We start from the raw sequence: 17,583 nt of genomic DNA, 5'->3' as shown, positions 1-17,583 counted from the left end.
ATACTCGTTACGATAAAAATAGAACACTTCATCAAAAGGAGGACTCACATTGAATAAGATTTTTTTATTAACATTTGGGATGTTCGCACTAGGAGTAGATGCTTATATAATGGCAGGAATCTTGCCTCAAATCGCCGATGATTTTCATGTTTCAATCGGGACTGCTGGGCAAACCGTAAGTATCTTCACAATTTGTTATGCCATTGCGGCACCTTTATTTGCTACATGTATGAGAAAGACGAATACAAAACATACATTATTAGCAGCATTATTCCTTTTCACAGTCTCTAACTTCCTGACTGCTGTGACTCATCATTTTATTATTCTATTAATTTCTAGAGGCCTAGCTGGCATAGGTGCTGGTCTTTATTCACCATTGGCGTCATCTGCTGCTGTTACATTAGTTTCTGAAAAAAGAAGGGGGAGAGCTTTAAGCACTGTTTTACTCGGAATGAGTGCTGGAACCGTAATTGGCGTTCCATTTGGTATATATATCGCTTCCATTTATGAATGGCGCATGGCGATGTGGTTTATCGTCACAATTGGGGCAATCGGGATATTTGCTCTCTTTACTAAATTCCCTATGATAGAATCTAGTCCTTTGCCAACATTAAAAGAACGGCTAAGTATGTTCAAAAACAAAAAGATTTCACTCGTTATGGTTATCACAATGGTATTAAGTTTTTGCAGTTTAGGTTTGTATACATACTTAGATACCATCATTACTGCATATGGATTCCAAAAATCTATCCTATTTATTTGGATGTGGGGAATTGGTGGAATTGCGGGAAGTTTTATTATCGGATTTATTATGGATTTCTATAAGAAACCAAAAATCATATTACTGTACTTAATGGGAATCATGTTTTTCTCATTTATATGTATGGGAGTTTTCCACGAAACTGCGTTATTGTTAGCCATCTGTTTAATTCTTTGGGGAAGTACAGGGTGGGCGGCACTGGCCACCCTGCAAAAAACACTCTTAGAAATTAGTCCAGATCACGCTACCATTTCAATTGCCTTACTTAGCTCTATCAATTATTTTTCCGGTTCCATCGGGACAATGACAAACGGAATATTTTTAGAAAAAGGAATAGAACCTATCACTTTGCCTTATATAATAGCTGGTATATTACTTTTAGCCATAGGAGGACAAATCCTTTTTATCGGTAAAAAAAATTGTAAAAGTACGTAAATCTCACTAAATCATTATTTAAAACAATAAGCCTCTATCTTCTTCTTTTAACACGCTATCCGAAAGAATTCTCCTTCCTCAAGCGTGTGTAGGGCGATAGCCCGACGCTAGGTGGGAGTATTACTGCCTGCGAATAGCGGGATAAATAATTATATTTGTATCATAGTGCTCGAAAAAAAGCCCAAGAAGCATTTCATTCACTTCTTGAGCTTTTTTATGTTTATCTTCTCTTCGTAATCTTCCCAGATCCGCCAACCCGTGTTTTAGGGGGAGACGTATTCTTCGGCGGGCTTTTAATCGAAGATTTCGGCTTCACATCTGAACCACTAGAACCGCCCGGTGATTTAATAATCTTTCCTTTATTCTCAGTAGACGGTGGTACAGTTTTCGTCTCTTTATCTGTAATGCTTCCTTTATCGCCTACGGATGTCTTTTGATCTACTTTATCACTTCTCTTAATAATAGAACCCTTACCTTGCTTTGTAATAGGCGGTGGTGTCTTCTTCTCTCCTTTTGTAGGCGGTCTTTCTGGAATAACCGGTTTATGATTTTTCCGATCTGTATATCCACGGTAATCGCCATGATACGATTTACGCGAATCAAATATATCGTCTAATATACTTGCTAAAATATAACCTTGTAAGAAAGATGGCTGATAATTTTGACGGACAAACTCTTTGTTACTTATCTCAACTAATGTATCCGATGGTTTCTCTTTGTCTTTCTGAATGTTGTATATTTTATCAGAATACACAAGGAACATCTGATTTTCATCTTCTTTAGACGCTTGTTTTGGTTCCTTTTCATCAATCAGCTCCTTTGCCACCTCTGGAACTGATCGATTGGCGGCCCTATACACATATGATTCTTGCTTGCCGTCTTTTGCAACTGATTCTAATGGGTAACGATCTTGAATCGATTTTTCATTTTGACACCCCGATAAAGCAAAACCAGCAATTACAAGTAACGTAACAATGGCAAAGATAGGGATTATGAATGATTTAATCATGGTAAACAATCGGTTTGACATGATTACCTCCCCCTTACGTTGCCCTTATAATTTGTACATCAGCAGAAAGAATCGATTCTCCCTCATACATCATTGTACGGCCATCTTGCCACTCAATGCGAAGTAGCTTCCGGTTGTCAGATTGGAACTCCCATACGTGTTGTTCATCAGATATTGCAAATGGCGTTTTCCCCATCACAACAACACGTCCGTTATATTGCTCTTCCATATGATACTCGATATCATCCATTTCAATCGTTGTTGGAATCTCATTTATAGAATCTAAACGACCATCAATTGGTGCATATAGTTTATAATAGGTGCTTTCACGATTTTCAATTTTCAAATAGCGAATGGTCTTCCCGTCCTGCAATGTTAAAATAATTTCATTCCGAGAATGCATACTTGTTTTTCCAATCATTTCGTACATCACTAATGAAACTTCGATCATATCACCAGGCGTTAACGTTAATAGGCTTTTTTCTGGCTTAACGGGCTCCGGACTTTTCATTATATTTTTAATTCGTTTGAATAAACTCATAATCTATCCCCTCCTTTTCTCGTTATAGACAAGCTGCTAAAATGAGGGCCCCGACAACATGTAACGAACCAGCTAATAAAGCGTGTGCAACATTCCCTTGTTTCGTTCCCCCTTCTAAATCTAAACCAGCCACTTTTTTCAAAATGAGTTCGATAAACATTTCTACAACTAACAAAATAACGAATGAAACTGCCGATGCAAGCAGTGCTTGCCATAAATCATTTGCTTTCGTAATCGACTGTGACAGAATATATCCTTGCGCAAATAACTTCATAATAAAGCGCGTTGTCACAGCAATATTCCCTTTTTTAATTTCTGCCAAATCGTTATATTTTGTAAAGATAGAATCAACCCACATAAGTACAAATAAAAGAACAGCGCTTGCTCCTGTCCATACAAGCATGGCTAACACATTCATCCATGTCATGGTGAAACCTCCTCTAGAGAATAATAGAAAACCGACATGATTGATTTTCATGACATGTCGGTTCCTTTATCTTCTATATATCCATTTTGATTTTCCAACACATAAACCGCGGCTATGAAAACAAAAACAGGTCTCCTCTTTTTGTTTTCACGCGGCATGGGGCGAAAAAGGGCACTGACCGCTCCTATGCACAGACGGATCCTCTCTCCAACCTAAAAAGAAAAGTTTTTCATTTTTATATTATTTCTCATACTGTTTCATAATACGTGCTAGTTCATCATCCACAGCTGAGTTTTTATTTAAAGCCGCAAATTCATCATCTAACGACTTTTCTTTTTTATAAATTTCACCGCTTGCTTCTGCTTCAGCCTCTAATTGAAGAGCTTTTTCTTCCATACGGCTTAAACCAGCTTTTGCTGTATTTGCATCAAATCCAGACATTGCTTGATTAATATTCTTTTGTGCTTTCGCTGCGTTCACACGCGCCACAAGTGTTTCACGTTTATTTCTCAGTTCAGTTAATTGTTTGCGCATTTCTTCCAATTTCGCACGAAGATTATCAGCTGCTGCTTTATTTTGCTCATAGCTCGCTTTGTATTCATTCATCTTTTGCTCTGCATTTTGTTTTTCTTCTAAAGCACGGCGCGCAAGATCAATATTATTTGCTTGAACAGCCATATGTGCTTGTTCTTCACGTTTCTTTACAAGTGCTTCTTGTTCTTCAAACAATAATTTAAACTTTTTCTCAAGCGCAATTTGAGCTGCTACACTCTTCTCAGCTTCTTGTACATCCTCTTGCATATCGCGTAAATATTGATCCGTCATCTTAACTGGATCTTCTGCCTTTTCAATTAATGCATACACATTTGACATCGTTAAATCTCTTAATCGTTTAAAAACAGACATTTAAACTCCTCCTATAAACTGCTTCATATTTCAAATTCAATACCTGGAAAACTAAAAATTCTTCCTCTACAGTAAGAATATTCATTTTTAAAGCCTATGTGTACATTATATCAAAACTAAAATGTCCTTACATGTTATTTCTTGAATATGCAAACTATAATATGACATTCCCTTCTCAACATTGACCTCATATCAAATCCTTTGATATCCTCAAAATCAATTATTCAAACCACTATAAATAAAGAAGTCAAAACAAAAAGGCACATCTGATTGATATACAATCAATTCGAAGCAATTCCCAGCACCCTAAGGACTATCCAAAATAATAATGACTCATACTAAAAATAGATATAGATGCTTAGATGAAATGGGTGATATGTATATGCCGATGGAACAAGAGGTTAGAGAGTATTTAGTTACAGGTTCCTATCTTGTAGTTATTGTTTCTTTAATACTTCTAATATATTGGTTCATTAAGTACAAAGAAAAAAATATCATCTGGTTTATTGCACACTTCTTAACCCTTTCTTTAAGCTTATTCCTCCTGATAACCCTCCTAATTGGACCTAACTTTTCTAACTACAATATGGCATCAGAAGAAAATTCACTTCAATTAGCCTTATCAGGAATCACTTGGGTAGTAAGTATTCTTTTCCTGTTAAAAGGAATTTCGGAGTTTATTAAATAAAACGTTCGTAATACAAATAACATCTAATCAAAAAAGGTTATGTTTTTAGTTGCCATTTCTCACATTTTTAACTCTTTTCACTAAATTACATCATTGTAATGTTACTGTAAGCTAATTCGATAGGTAGAAGGGCGTTATTCTTATAAAATGAAATCAGAAGTCGAGGTTAAAACCAAAAACACTTTTGCTTCTCTAAATTTTAAAAACAATACATTTGTATTTACTATTATATAAAAAGGAGACAGGAAAAATGAAAAAATTAGTAGGAATCGGGTTAGACGCATCACAACTTGTGAAAATTAAATAGCAAATCATAAAGTGAAACTTTAGTCAGTGGGGGTTTTCTCCATCCCCCACTGATTATTAGCCCTCACCAATCGGGCTTTTACGGACAGTTCATCTCCCACCTAACTTCTTTGCTTTCGCTGAATTTTGAGGTGGGAGTGTTACTGTCCGTTAATGCGGGATAAAAAAAGCTTTGCGAAATCCGCAAAGCTTTTTTCTACTTATTAACGACTTGCTCCATATCAGGACTACAACTATTTGACTGACATGATTTATTTAAGGAACATGCTGCGCATTTCCCTTTTTTACTTCTCTTCACGAAATTGAATAATGTATATCCTGCATAACCAAAAATGATAGCTCCAATTACAATATTGACCATCATTATGATACATCTCCTTCTAGAATCCGAGTAAGGATCCGACTTGGTATATAACGAATGTTAATACATAAGCCACTATAAGTGGATAAACAACAGAGAAAATTGTCCACTTGACAGATCCTGTTTCACGACGAATAACAGCTACTGTCGCCAAACATGGAACATATAATAAAATGAAGAACATAAACGCATATGCTGATAATGCAGTATAGTGCGCTCCCATTACATTTCCTAATACATCTTCTTTCACCGCATAAATAATGGCCATTGTAGAAACAACAACTTCTTTTGCTAAAAATCCTGTTAATAATGATGCCGCTGCTTGCCACGTTCCAAAACCGAGCGGTGCTAAAATTGGTGCCACGAACCCACCAATCATTGCTAAGAAACTATCCCCCATATCTACGCCAAATCCAGATGGACCAGCATAGTTAAGTAACCAGATAACAACAGATCCCCCAAAGATAAATGTACCAGCTTTACGTACGAAACCTTTTCCTTTTTCCCACGTACTAAGCCACAATGTTTTTGCTTGTGGTACACGATAAGGCGGAAGCTCAATAACGAAAATAGATTTTTCTTCTTTTAAAACAGTAAGAGACATTACTTTTGTAACGAGTAAAGCAAGTACAATACCTGCAATGTATAAAGAGAACACAACAGTCGCTTGACTATTCGGGAAAAAGACTCCCGCAAATAATGCATATACAGGTAAACGCGCTGAACAAGACATAAATGGTGTTACTAAAACGGTAAGTAATCTTTCTTTTTCCTGCTCAATCGTTCTCGCTGCCATAATCCCAGGAACGTTACAACCAAAACCGATAATCATAGGAATAAATGCTTTTCCGTTTAAACCAAAGAATTCCATAATACGGTCCATTACAACTGCAATGCGGGCCATATACCCTGAGTCTTCTAATAACGAAATAAAGAAGAACAATGCAAAAATTTGTGGAACGAATACTAATACCGCACCAACGCCGGCAATAATCCCCTCTGTAACGAGCGCTTGAATAAACTCAGAGGCACCAATGTTTGTTAAACCTGCCGTTACCCAATCCGTAAACTGCCCACCAAGAAATTCATCAAGCATATCTGATAAAGGCGTACCGATCCACGTAAACGTAACCTGAAAAATAAAAAACATAACTGCTAAAAAGATTGGAAGTCCTAAAATTTTATGTGTAATTAACTTATCAATTTTTTCTGAAAAGGGAATCTTTCCTTCCTTTTCATGCTGAATGACATTTGTTTTTAACTTTTCAATATACGCTGCACGTGTCCGGTAAATATGCTGTTCTAGCGTACTATCAAGTTTCGCTTCTAATTTAGAACGAATTGCTACAAGCTTTTCATAAACAGGCAATCTTTTAACTTCTTGTTCTACTACTTCGTTATTACTTAAAAATTGAAGTGTAAGCCATCTAGGATGCTCATAATTTGCTTGAGTTAAAAGATCCATGATTTCTTCAATACCTGCATCTACTTCTTTACCATAAGAAAGAATGAAAGACTTTTTCTCTTTCTTCTCGTTCTCATGAAGAGTAGCCAGTAATTCTTCACAACCTTTACCACTTCTCGCAACAACAGGAACGACCGTTACTCCTAATACTTCTGACAATCTGTTCGCATTAATAACAATTCCGCGTTGCTTCGCAACATCAATCATATTTAAACCGATAGAAACTGGTTTACCAAACTCTAGTAGTTGCAATGTTAAATGCATATTGCGCTCAAATTGAGAAGAGTCAACAATATTTAGCATATGATGAAATTCTTCTGTTAGTAGAAACTTTGTAACGACACCTTCATCACGAGAAACAGGATTTAAATCATATATACCTGGTAAATCAATTAATGTCCCTTGCTTCCCCTTTAACTTACCAACCTTCTTTTCTACTGTTACTCCGCTCCAGTTTCCTACATATTCATACGAACCCGTCAGCGCATTAAATAATGATGTTTTCCCTGTATTCGGGTTCCCTAGCAATGCAACCTTATTCACGCTAATTCCACCTTTATCATTTTCGCGTCACAATGACGAATACTAATTAATTGTCCACGGCACTCTAATGTACACGGCCCTTTAAACATCGCTTTTTGTTTCATACGAAGTTCACTTCCTTCTGAAAGACCAAAAGCAGCTAATCTCCGCTTTAATAATTTATCTAACGTTTGTAAATTTTTAACTAATACTTTTTCACCTATTTTAATATCAACTAAGCTCATAATCTTCCCCCTCGAAAGAGAATGATAATTATTTTCAAGAAAATTATATCACATTCTATGAATCAAGTACTATATATTTTTTCTTCCTATTTATTAACATTTCGGGAGAATTATATATATCCATGTTGATTTGCTGGCATATAAGTCGCTGCTATGAAAACAAAAGGAGATCTCCACTCGTTTTCTCCTTTTGCTTTCACTTGGCGTGGAGCAGGAAGAGGGTCTGACCGCTTCTATCCATGGCCGAATCCTCTCTTCCACCTAGAAAGAAGGTTTTTATGCCGTTTCAATTTGTATTTATATATTCATTTGCCATTCTCATCCATTTCAATTACAATAAACCTAACAAATAAAGAATCTCGTTATCACAGGGGGAGCTTTGCTGCTGAGAGGGAACACTTCGTTCCGACCCTTAGAACCTGTTAGTTAATGCTAACGTAGGAATTGTGCAAACGTTGAACTTGAAATACCTCATTCTTTTTCTACTTACGTATTTCATATCTCCCTATGATAAGTATTCTTTTTTGTGCAACTTGGATTTAGGGGGATTAACAACATGCGTAACACCAATTTACAAGCGATGATTGAATCTGCAATCCTTGCAGCCTTCGCCTTGATCATCGACATTTTACCACTATCAATTAAACTTCCAACAGGCGGTTCTGTTTCATTTGCAATGATTCCTATTTTTATTATCGCTTACCGCTGGGGCTTTAAAACTGCTTTCTTAGGAGGACTCATTTGGGGTCTACTACAAATTGTAGTCGGCGATGTTTACATTTTAACGCCAGTTCAAGCGTTTATTGAGTACTTCGTTGCATTTGCTTTTATCGGTTTTGCTGGTTTATTCTATCGTCCAATTCAAAAGGCACTTGCGAACAACCAACATACATCTAACGTACAATCCGACATTGGTAGCCGCAAAGATAAACCTTCATCAAAAAGCGGGCAAGGGAAAAAGGCGCTTTTTTATATTATCCTTGCTACATTTGTTGGTAGCTTTGCCCGTTATTTCTGTCACTTTATTGCTGGTGTTATCTTCTTTGGGAAGTACGCACCACCAGGACAGTCAGCTGTTCTTTATTCATTGATCGTGAATGGTAGTACAATGCTCGGTTCATTTGCATTATGCACAGTATTACTACTACTCCTGTTTTCAACTTCACCACGCTTATTTAAAAGTATTGGTGCGCATAATATAAATTTTAAAAATAAGAGTGCCTAAATGGCAGTCTTATTTTTTATCATTTTAACCGAGAAGATCCCCTCCTCTAAACGAAGTGAAGGTGGGGGTCTTACTGCCCGTTAATACGGGATAAAAACCAAAAGGCCTTTCTCTACTGAGAAAGACCTTTTTCATTCTGTGTATTTAGACAAATCCTACTACACTTTTTTATTTAAATAGAAGTAAAACAACACACCATCTGCTGTATTATTTACACCATACTCTACGCCATGAAGTTCCAAAATATTTTTGGAAATAGCAAGTCCGAGTCCCGTTCCACCGTTTGAACGTTGACGAGCTGTATCTATACGGTAAAAACGGTCCCATATTTTATCTAATTGTTCTTCTTCAATATGAGTGCCTTTATTTTCTATACAAATCTTTATTTGATTTAGCTCATCTATTGTAGAAATAATAATATCCTCTTTTTCAGGTGTATAACGGATTGCATTCGTAATGAAATTGACAATTACTTGCTCAATGCGATGTTGATTTGCAACAACTTGAGCTGGAGATATGTGTTTGTGAATATGAAGTTGTTTCTTCTCTATTTCTAATGATAGTTGTCCACATATATGCTCAATGACCTCATCAATATGAAAAGTATCCATCTGCATTTTATACGTGCCAGATTCAAATTTAGCTAACTCCAGCATGTCCAAAATTAACATATCCATCTTATCCACTTCTTTTTCCATTGCCTGAAAATAATATTCTTTCTTATGTTCGGCTACCCCATCTTTTAGAATCGAAATACAGCTTTTCATAATACTTAGTGGTGTTTTCAATTCATGTGAGACACCTGAAATAAATTCTTTTCTCGTATTTTCTAGCTTTCTTTCTTTTTCAATATCTTGTTCTAATTGTTCAATATGTGTGTGCAATGTATTTGATAATATATTAATGTTGTTAGATAAATCGCCAATCTCATCTTTTGAAGTAATTGGGATTCTTTCCGAAAAATCTAAATGTGCAATTTTTTTCGTTGTATCATTAATTCGTAATAGCGGTTTTGCAATTTGTTTTGAGTAATAAAAAGATGCCAACAAGGTAAGTACTAGCACAAATGCAATAATATATACATAATAATCCTTTACCATTTGCACTGCTTCATCTACGGGCTGCAAGGACGCCATCGCGAATATATATGTTAAAGAGCCATCCTTTTCCTTTATCGGTTTGATTAATAATTTATATTTTATATCATTTTTTTCATAGTCATTTATTCTTAAGGCATCATTGTTATCTTTATTTTCATTTAACAGTAAGTCCGCTTGAAATTCTTTTATACTCTCCAAGAACAAAGTGTTTTTATAAAGTGGATTCACTATCCCTTTACTATCAGGTAGTTGCACTTTTGTAACAGTTCCCCCAAAACCAGTACTAGGAACTTGAGCAGCACTTTTCTTTTCCTCTTTCACCTTAGGAGCTATTTCATTTATTTTCTTATCTAATGGCTTGTTGGACCAATTTATACCCTTACTTAAATTTAATACAGCAGGAACAACTGTAGAATCTCTAACCATCCCATAAACTGAAATTTGCAACCCTGAAAAATACGGCATTTTTTCATTTTCAATCTCTTCTATCCCCATAAGATAATAGAGAGGGATTGTAAGGTTTGTTTTTCCAAGTTCCTTCTGCGATAGCCGATCCAGCTTTACTTCTAAATAAAAATCAGTCGCATGTTTTAAATTTCCATCACTATCTAATGCTGTAATCCATGTATTATTTTCTCTATAAAAATCTTGTTCCAGTTTCTGAATTGCTTCTGTGTTACCATCACTATTCAAATACTCTCTCTCAAAGGAGCTTATATTTGTTTGAATATCATTTACTTTTCTGTTGGCATAATATTGTTTGAAAAATATCGTTTGTCCAATAAAAATCGTCGCTAAAATCAACATGCATAGTGCTGTTGTAAGAATAAATAATTTGAGTACAATCCCTTTTCTCATACATTCCCCTCAAATTTATACCCCATCCGAACAACAGTCGTAATGTACTTTGCTTTATCTCCTAATTTATTTCGTAAATTACGGATATGACTATTCACTGTCCGGTCATCACCAGCAAATTCATATCCCCAAATTCTTGAAATCAATTGCTCTCTTGTCAAAACAATCCATTGATTCTGCATAAAATAGGTCAATATCTCAAACTCTGTATGTGTTAAATTAATGTCCACTCCCTCTATCGTAACGATACGTGATGGGAAATGAACACAAATTCCATGAATAGATAGCGTATCATCTTCATTACTTGGAGATTTACTTGTAAGTATTCGACTTTCAAGTAATCGCTTTGCCCTCGCTAGTAAAATAGGCGGACTATATGGCTTCGTTACATAATCATCCGCTCCTAACTCAAATCCAAGTAACGTATCGTCTTCATCCACACGTGCCGTGAGCATAATAATCGGCACTTGAGACGTTTTACGGATTCTTCGGCAAACAGACCAACCATCCAATTCCGGTAACATGATATCAAGAATAACTAAATGAACCTCTTCTTCTTCAAACAAGGATAAAGCTTCTTTCCCATCTCTTGCCTCAAGTACTTTATATTGTTCATTTAGAAAATAATCTTTCAATATTTCGCGTAAAATATCTTCATCCTCAACAATTAAAATTGTTTTTGTCATATTCCCTTCCCCCTTCTCTCATTCTAAATAGCTAAAGACAGAGTACTATACTCTCATTTTGAATCAGTAGAAATCAATTTCGCTTCAATAATATATCGATCTGGTGCATCACCTATATAATCAAATGGATAGCACGTCGTCAGCGTTAATGTTGGTTCTTCTTTCTTTACTATGACTGTGCGATCATCCGCATGTGTAATCCACATTTTTTGAATTTCATAAGTATAAATCTTATTATCGTATTCCACAATGAGGTTATCTTTTTCTTTAAGCTCTCCTAGCTCTGTAAATACAGTATCGCGATGTCCACTCAGTACAGTGTGTCCTCCTTCAGATGGAGCTGTTGTCATATCACTAACAAACATACCTACCCCTTTTTTCAATGTGGTATCACTTGCCCCCCAATATATAGAGAACTTCTTCTTTATTTTTGGGATATTTAACATCGCTACTTTCTCTCCTTCTTTATATTGCATTTGAGAAGAAGGTACTTGAGAATTCACAGATGTTTCAGTGGAATGCCCTTTTAATTCTATTTTTTCAAAATGCTTTATCTCTTCTGTCGTTAAATCTTGTGCGGAACTTTTTCCTTTATACCATTCAAAAAAATAATACGTCCCCATAAGAATACCGACTATCATGAAAGCAAATCCAATACGATTTATAAGTCTCACTTTAATCCCTCCATGCAAAAAATGGTAGGGATATCCTACCATTTTTAATATATGAAATTATCCCATTCTTTATAGACTAATTTATATTTTGTTTTACGCTTTAATTTTACGGCGCGTAAATCCAAACAATGATCCTAATGCTACAAGGCACGCGCTTAACGTCATCATTGTTATGCTATTTGATGCTGTATTTGGTAGTTTTTCACCTTTTGTAGCTTGCACTGCTGCTTCTTTTTTCATCTTATCTTGTTTTTGTTGCTCTTGAATTCCTTCTTTTTTCATCTTATCTTGTTTTTGCTGTTCCTGCATTGCTGCTTCTTTTTTCATTTGATCTTGTTTTTGTTGCTCTTGCACTACCGCTTCTTTTTTCATTTGATCTTGTTTTTGTTGCTCTTGCACTGCCGCTTCTTTTTTCATCTTATCTTGTTTTTGTTGTTCCTGCATTGCTGCTTCTTTTTTCGTTGTATCTTGCTGTACTTGTGCTACTTCTTCCTTTGTCATTGTCCCAGTAGACGCACTTGCTACCGAAGAATATCCTACTGATAAAAGTGCCATCGCACAGATTGGTAAAAGTTTCTTTTTCATTTTATATCTCTCCTTAGTATACTTTTTTCACATCGCATCGGATGTATTTATAGAATATATCTGTTATGTAAATATGAGATGCAGATGAAATGGATTTTTCTTAAAGATTCAATTACCTTCAAGAAAGCAAAATTCCCTATGCACACCTCTCTATTTACGGAATAAAAAAAGGCTGTCGAAAGTAGCTAATTCAACTACTTTCGACAGCCTCTTTTTTTAAATATCTAGAGCATAACACCGTTATCTTTAAATGAATACCAAGTACCATTAATTAAGTGTTTGCCTGTTGCCATTGCACCGTCAGATTTTAAATAATACCAGTTCCCAGATTCTTGTAACCAACCTGTTTTCATCGTACCATTCGGATTCATATAATACCAACCTGTATCATTTCTTACCCATCCAGTTGCCATTAATCCACGATGAATATAATACCACTTATTTCCTTCCTTCACCCAACCTGTTTTGAATGATCCATCTTGGTTTGCATATAACCAGCGATCTTCACCATCTGCTATCCAACCAGTCTGCATAACACCATCATTACCTAAATAATAATCTCTTCCATTTACCCTAACATAATCTTTTTGCACCATGATTCTATCTATAAAGTAATACCAATTTCCGTTATAACTTAACCATCCTTCATGAGCTTTTCCATCTTTATCAAAGTAATACCATGAATCTCCATCTTTTACCCATCCCATTTTTTGTATAGCTTGTTCTTCTTTCGGGACAGCCTGATTTACATTTCCACTTGTTTCTGCATGAGAAACGGCAGGTACTAAAAACATTACAGACATTAAAACTAGCAAAATAATTTTTTTCATTTTTCCCAGTCTCCCAAATAATAAATTATTTTTTAGTTTCTATACCCTACAAGTAAATTATATTACGAATTATAGGGATAAACAACTATTTTGTAATACAAATGTAATATTTTTATCATTTTTGTTACTTTTATATTTTAATAGTAACATTTCACCGTTACATCCTTACAATTAATATAGATGTTTCTCTTTTACTAAATTCCTTTTTTATCCCGTATAAATGGAAATTTATACGGGATAAAAAAGCATTGTAGATTCCCTCTACAATGCTTTTTCTGTGTCTCAGTGTCTAATTGTTACTTTCGCGTGAGTTTAGAATAAAAGGGGCTGGAGTGATAACTAATTGTCTCGGCTCAGTTTTCTTTAAGTGATTTTTGACGTTACACTTACGACGTTGGAAGGCCCATGCCTCTATCGGGTTTGTGAGAATGATCCTTTGCTCTTCATTAGGGGTCTCTTCTTCAAACTTACAACTTTCGCTCCATTTACACCACTTCATTGTAAACTGTGAAGAAGAATGATCGTTTTCCCGATCAAACAAGTGCAAAAGGCACATCTCTTCATCTAGTACCATCTTATTACTAGTTGATAACAAAGCAAGGGTCGTCCAACGTTTCTCCATTCCCTCCTACTCCTTTTCACATATAGTGCCTAAAGCTTATTTTACCTAAAATGTGCTTGCCTTTTACCTTACATCTATAAGTTTATCCAAAAGACGACTACTCAACTATCGATTTTTCTTACAAATCACCTTACATTTTTGTAAGAAATGAAAAAAACCTTCATCTAAACGAATGGAGGGTTTTTAATCATTTTTCATCTATATATTTTTTCATATCATCTAATCCAGCTTCATACAGTTGCAACATCATTCCATGAGAAATTGCTCCAAGAACTAAAGTCATCCCAATGAGTGGAATGCGAATAGCAGGAACATCAATTAAGTAAGCCAACATACCAAGAACAATTGTTAAAAGTAATGCTTTTATAAATGTAACACTTGTGTACTGTTTCTTTTTCATGATTATCACCCTCCATAGAAGCGCTTTCTCAATATGATCAGTATATCATCAGATTATTTTGTGGGGATTTTTGTAAAAAGAATGCTATTATACAAATAAAGGAATTCCTCTAAGATAAATCAAATTCTTTTTTATTTCCTCACCTCTACTCTCTAACCACGTTGGACGAAAAATAATACTCTATATAAATCTTCTGCTTACTCTATTCTATTATGTTTATATCCGTTCACTACTTTCGTCATACAATATAAAAGAATCATATAAAACATAACTGGGATTATAATAATTCTTGGCTCTAGCATTAATTCTCCATAGTAATAACTAATTAAATTTGCCCAGTCATTTAGGTATGGAACATATATACTAAATTGATCATGAGCTTGCCCGGAAACAATTTTCGTTCCCCCTAAAAATAATTTAAACAGAGCAAGATGTAACATAATTAATAATACTTGCACCATTTGCTCTCCAATTTGAAATATAATTTGTGGTTGTAATACTTTCATAATATGAGTTCGAAACACATGCCATCTGCTTCCTCCTAATAAGAAAGAACTCTTTACATATTCCTTGTTCCAAAGTTGCTGAACTTCTTTATGAAAAAATCGTGTCATTCCTGGCACTGCTACAAAAACGAATACAAGAAATTGTATACATAGTACTTCTATATTTGTGACAATAGGTTTCGTTCGTAGCTCATAAATGATAAATGGTGTAAGAAATAAGATACAAAATAACGTTTGCGGAAAAAATTGCAAACTAACAGTAACACGTTGTAAGAAAAAAATTCCCCACTTATCATTATGAATGAACAGGCTCATCAATAAAGAAATGATTACTCTAGCAACTGCCACAAAAAATGAAATTAAAATTGTGTACTTAGCCCCATCTATTACTTTATAAAATAAATCTTCTCCTTCTCGATCCGTTCCAAACCAATGTGCACGGGAAATTGAAAAAGGAGCCGCTTCAACAATTTCTCCTTTTTCATTGTATCGATATTCCACTACCTTAGACTCCTCTTGAAAATATGGGAGTGCAATACTTATTATTAATAATAAAATAATCGGGAATAAGAAGTACTTATAACGCTGGCTATGCATACAACTTCCTCCTTAACCAATTCAATCCTACTATTACTCCATACATAGGCACTATAAATAACAGCAGCAAATAAACGATAACCACCAGATCTTGACCGCTAATCAAAATCGAAAATAAACCTCTTATGTTAAACATATACTCAAAAACGAATAAGCTCGTTATCAAGGCTAGTAATATTGATTCAATATGATTCACAACTGAAACAACCATATTGCGAAAAATATGCCTGCACAAAATATACATGTTACCAAACCCTTTCGCTCTCGCAAACATAACATAACCTTGCTTCTGCTCCTCATTTATAAGTAGCATTTGAAATTGGAATAAAGAGATGGTAGGTATAATAGCTAAAATGAGAAGTGGTAATACAATAGATGTATTTTGCATCGTAGAAAATGGATGTAGTGGTAAAAATCCGGTATACCTATATATACTTACCATGAAAAGTTGAAGAAAAAAAATTAGGAAGACATCTGGAATTGTTTTAAGAAAAAATACAGCTTCTTCTATCACTCGCTGTACACGCCTCGGTGAAACCGCCGCAATGATACTACATAAAAAAGACGAACATATAGAAACTATAAGCGCTCCAAGTATAAGCACGAGTGAATATGTATATGGCTTAAATATAAGTGGAAATAAGGGAAATTCCCTTTCTTGTATCTTAAATATTTGTACATTGTTTGAAACAGTCGCTACTTGTGTAGCCATTTTCAGCTTTAACTCTTCTGGATGTATAAGTGCAGAGATAACATGTATACATTGTGTAAAAAAATGCTCTACATGTATTCCAACTTTCTTCCCATTTATAAATAACATCGGAAGACTTACAATCACTACAAATAGCATAATCATAATAAATAGTTGAAGAATTATTGAGATTATTTTTTTAAACATTCCATTCTCCTCCCAATTTCTCTAGCATGAACGGATCATGAAAACTTCAAATCGAACTTTCATTTTATTTTATTCTGGCTTTCCTAATATAAACCTTTAGCCAATATGTATTTCTCTTTTTTGACTTTTCCCCTTCAATCCTTTACAGTCAAAATGTTCACAAGTTTTACAACGCAGGAGGATCCTAATGAAAATTGAAATAAAAGATACTTTAATCTCTGAAGAAGCATTACAAACAAAGGTAAAAGAACTAGCACTGCAAATTGAACGCGATTTTGAAGGAGAAGAAATCGTTGTGATCGCAGTACTAAAAGGTTCTTTCGTCTTTGCTGCTGATTTAATTCGTCACATTAAAAATGAAGTAACAATCGACTTTATCTCTGCATCTAGTTACGGCAACCAAACGGAAACAACAGGAAAAGTTAAATTGTTAAAAGATATCGATGTCAACATTACAGGCAAAAATGTAATTGTTGTAGAAGACATTATCGATTCTGGCTTAACACTTCACTTCTTAAAAGACCACTTCTTTATGCATAAACCAAAAGCATTAAAGTTCTGTACATTACTTGATAAACCAGAGCGTCGTAAAGTTGATTTGACAGCCGAGTATGTAGGCTTCCAAATTCCAGATGAATTTATCGTCGGCTATGGCATTGACTGTGCAGAAAAATATCGTAACTTACCATTTATCGCTTCAGTAGTAACAGAAAAATAAAACCACATACAACTTCCATCAATTTTTGATGGAAGTTTATTCATATCATCCACTACTATATAAATACAAATTAAAAAACCAACATAAAACCTTTCTTTTTAGGTAGGAGAGAGCTCTCTTCATACACCGTGCCAAATTAAATTATTGCCAGGACATTTTACGATGATTTATAACCCAGAATTAGTATAATAGAGTCCTTGTTATACTTTGGTAATTTAT

The 17,583-nt window shown here is 34.9% G+C and carries 20 protein-coding genes and 1 riboswitch; of the genes, 4 read left to right on the top strand and 16 right to left on the bottom strand.

The window, feature by feature from the left end; genetic code table 11:
• The first annotated feature begins 49 nt into the window (after nucleotides 1-49).
• Nucleotides 50-1,195: an MFS transporter gene (locus MHH71_RS19540; RefSeq protein WP_033799185.1), complete on the top strand. Its 1,146-nt coding sequence runs from the start codon at nucleotides 50-52 to the stop codon at nucleotides 1,193-1,195.
• Between the two features lie 220 nt (nucleotides 1,196-1,415).
• Here the strand turns inward: MHH71_RS19540 and MHH71_RS19535 are convergent, their stop codons facing one another.
• From MHH71_RS19535 to MHH71_RS19520, 4 genes are all read right to left on the bottom strand, one after another.
• A complete protein-coding gene (locus tag MHH71_RS19535) occupies nucleotides 1,416-2,225 on the bottom strand; it encodes a DUF4247 domain-containing protein (protein ID WP_033799184.1) in 810 nt (269 codons plus the stop codon).
• Nucleotides 2,226-2,238: 13 nt separating this feature from the next.
• The gene (locus MHH71_RS19530; protein WP_006096342.1) at nucleotides 2,239-2,745 is read right to left on the bottom strand and encodes a DUF4178 domain-containing protein; all 507 of its coding nucleotides are present in this window, start codon (nucleotides 2,743-2,745) and stop codon (nucleotides 2,239-2,241) included.
• Nucleotides 2,746-2,767: 22 nt separating this feature from the next.
• A complete protein-coding gene (locus tag MHH71_RS19525; RefSeq protein WP_003201367.1) occupies nucleotides 2,768-3,172 on the bottom strand; it encodes a DUF350 domain-containing protein in 405 nt (134 codons plus the stop codon).
• 240 nt (nucleotides 3,173-3,412) lie between these two features.
• Nucleotides 3,413-4,078, bottom strand: a complete 666-nt coding sequence (locus tag MHH71_RS19520; protein ID WP_003201365.1) for a PspA/IM30 family protein — start codon at nucleotides 4,076-4,078, stop codon at nucleotides 3,413-3,415.
• Between the two features lie 382 nt (nucleotides 4,079-4,460).
• Here MHH71_RS19520 and MHH71_RS19515 point away from each other — a divergent pair, with 382 nt between their 5' ends.
• Complete coding sequence (locus MHH71_RS19515; RefSeq protein WP_018764617.1) at nucleotides 4,461-4,766, top strand: hypothetical protein; 306 nt, start codon at nucleotides 4,461-4,463, stop codon at nucleotides 4,764-4,766.
• A gap of 502 nt (nucleotides 4,767-5,268) precedes the next feature.
• Here MHH71_RS19515 and MHH71_RS19510 read toward each other — a convergent pair.
• From MHH71_RS19510 to MHH71_RS19500, 3 genes are read right to left on the bottom strand one after another with little or no spacing between them, the layout of a single operon-like run.
• Nucleotides 5,269-5,436: a FeoB-associated Cys-rich membrane protein gene (locus tag MHH71_RS19510; protein ID WP_003201403.1), complete on the bottom strand. Its 168-nt coding sequence runs from the start codon at nucleotides 5,434-5,436 to the stop codon at nucleotides 5,269-5,271.
• A gap of 16 nt (nucleotides 5,437-5,452) precedes the next feature.
• A complete protein-coding gene (feoB, locus tag MHH71_RS19505) occupies nucleotides 5,453-7,441 on the bottom strand; it encodes a ferrous iron transport protein B (RefSeq protein WP_033799183.1) in 1,989 nt (662 codons plus the stop codon).
• On the bottom strand, nucleotides 7,438-7,665 hold the full coding sequence (locus MHH71_RS19500; protein ID WP_003208854.1) for a FeoA family protein: 228 nt from the start codon (nucleotides 7,663-7,665) through the stop codon (nucleotides 7,438-7,440). The genes feoB and MHH71_RS19500 overlap by 4 nt, the downstream gene beginning before the upstream one ends.
• Before the next feature lie 360 nt (nucleotides 7,666-8,025).
• A riboswitch (TPP riboswitch) is annotated at nucleotides 8,026-8,127 on the top strand.
• Nucleotides 8,128-8,221: 94 nt separating this feature from the next.
• On the opposite strand from MHH71_RS19500, the gene thiT reads away from it, so the two are divergent.
• A complete protein-coding gene (thiT, locus tag MHH71_RS19495; RefSeq protein ID WP_033799182.1) occupies nucleotides 8,222-8,890 on the top strand; it encodes an energy-coupled thiamine transporter ThiT in 669 nt (222 codons plus the stop codon).
• 158 nt (nucleotides 8,891-9,048) lie between these two features.
• On the opposite strand, the gene MHH71_RS19490 is transcribed toward thiT, so the two are convergent.
• The 9 genes from MHH71_RS19490 to MHH71_RS19450 all read right to left on the bottom strand — a co-directional run bounded on the left by MHH71_RS19490 (nucleotide 9,049) and on the right by MHH71_RS19450 (nucleotide 16,646).
• Complete coding sequence (locus MHH71_RS19490; RefSeq protein ID WP_033799181.1) at nucleotides 9,049-10,848, bottom strand: sensor histidine kinase; 1,800 nt, start codon at nucleotides 10,846-10,848, stop codon at nucleotides 9,049-9,051.
• Nucleotides 10,845-11,534 carry a response regulator transcription factor gene (locus MHH71_RS19485; protein WP_006096337.1) on the bottom strand — a complete coding sequence of 230 codons (690 nt, stop codon included), beginning with the start codon at nucleotides 11,532-11,534 and terminating at the stop codon, nucleotides 10,845-10,847. Before MHH71_RS19485 ends, MHH71_RS19490 begins: the two co-directional genes overlap by 4 nt.
• A gap of 53 nt (nucleotides 11,535-11,587) precedes the next feature.
• A complete protein-coding gene (locus MHH71_RS19480) occupies nucleotides 11,588-12,208 on the bottom strand; it encodes a class D sortase (protein ID WP_033799180.1) in 621 nt (206 codons plus the stop codon).
• A gap of 93 nt (nucleotides 12,209-12,301) precedes the next feature.
• Nucleotides 12,302-12,793 (bottom strand): LPXTG cell wall anchor domain-containing protein, encoded by a 492-nt coding sequence (locus MHH71_RS19475; protein WP_006096335.1) that lies wholly within the window; start codon nucleotides 12,791-12,793, stop codon nucleotides 12,302-12,304.
• Between the two features lie 224 nt (nucleotides 12,794-13,017).
• Nucleotides 13,018-13,623, bottom strand: coding sequence for an N-acetylmuramoyl-L-alanine amidase family protein (locus MHH71_RS19470; RefSeq protein ID WP_006096334.1), 606 nt, complete (start codon nucleotides 13,621-13,623; stop codon nucleotides 13,018-13,020).
• A gap of 289 nt (nucleotides 13,624-13,912) precedes the next feature.
• Nucleotides 13,913-14,245, bottom strand: a complete 333-nt coding sequence (locus tag MHH71_RS19465; RefSeq protein ID WP_018764625.1) for a hypothetical protein — start codon at nucleotides 14,243-14,245, stop codon at nucleotides 13,913-13,915.
• 187 nt (nucleotides 14,246-14,432) lie between these two features.
• Nucleotides 14,433-14,648, bottom strand: coding sequence for a hypothetical protein (locus tag MHH71_RS19460; protein WP_029427337.1), 216 nt, complete (start codon nucleotides 14,646-14,648; stop codon nucleotides 14,433-14,435).
• A 194-nt stretch (nucleotides 14,649-14,842) separates the two neighbouring features.
• A complete protein-coding gene (locus MHH71_RS19455) occupies nucleotides 14,843-15,748 on the bottom strand; it encodes an ABC transporter permease subunit (protein ID WP_018782047.1) in 906 nt (301 codons plus the stop codon).
• The gene (locus MHH71_RS19450) at nucleotides 15,741-16,646 is read right to left on the bottom strand and encodes an ABC transporter permease subunit (protein ID WP_006096331.1); all 906 of its coding nucleotides are present in this window, start codon (nucleotides 16,644-16,646) and stop codon (nucleotides 15,741-15,743) included. Before MHH71_RS19450 ends, MHH71_RS19455 begins: the two co-directional genes overlap by 8 nt.
• A 187-nt stretch (nucleotides 16,647-16,833) precedes the next feature.
• Here MHH71_RS19450 and hpt point away from each other — a divergent pair, with 187 nt between their 5' ends.
• Nucleotides 16,834-17,364, top strand: a complete 531-nt coding sequence (hpt, locus tag MHH71_RS19445; protein ID WP_003201413.1) for a hypoxanthine phosphoribosyltransferase — start codon at nucleotides 16,834-16,836, stop codon at nucleotides 17,362-17,364.
• The last annotated feature ends 219 nt before the right edge of the window (nucleotides 17,365-17,583 follow it).

It is taken from the genome of Bacillus sp. FSL H8-0534, assembly GCF_038005885.1.
GTDB lineage: Bacteria > Bacillota > Bacilli > Bacillales > Bacillaceae_G > Bacillus_A > Bacillus_A pseudomycoides.
Note: the sequence above shows the minus strand (reverse complement) of the source record. Positions and strands in the feature narration are given on the sequence as shown.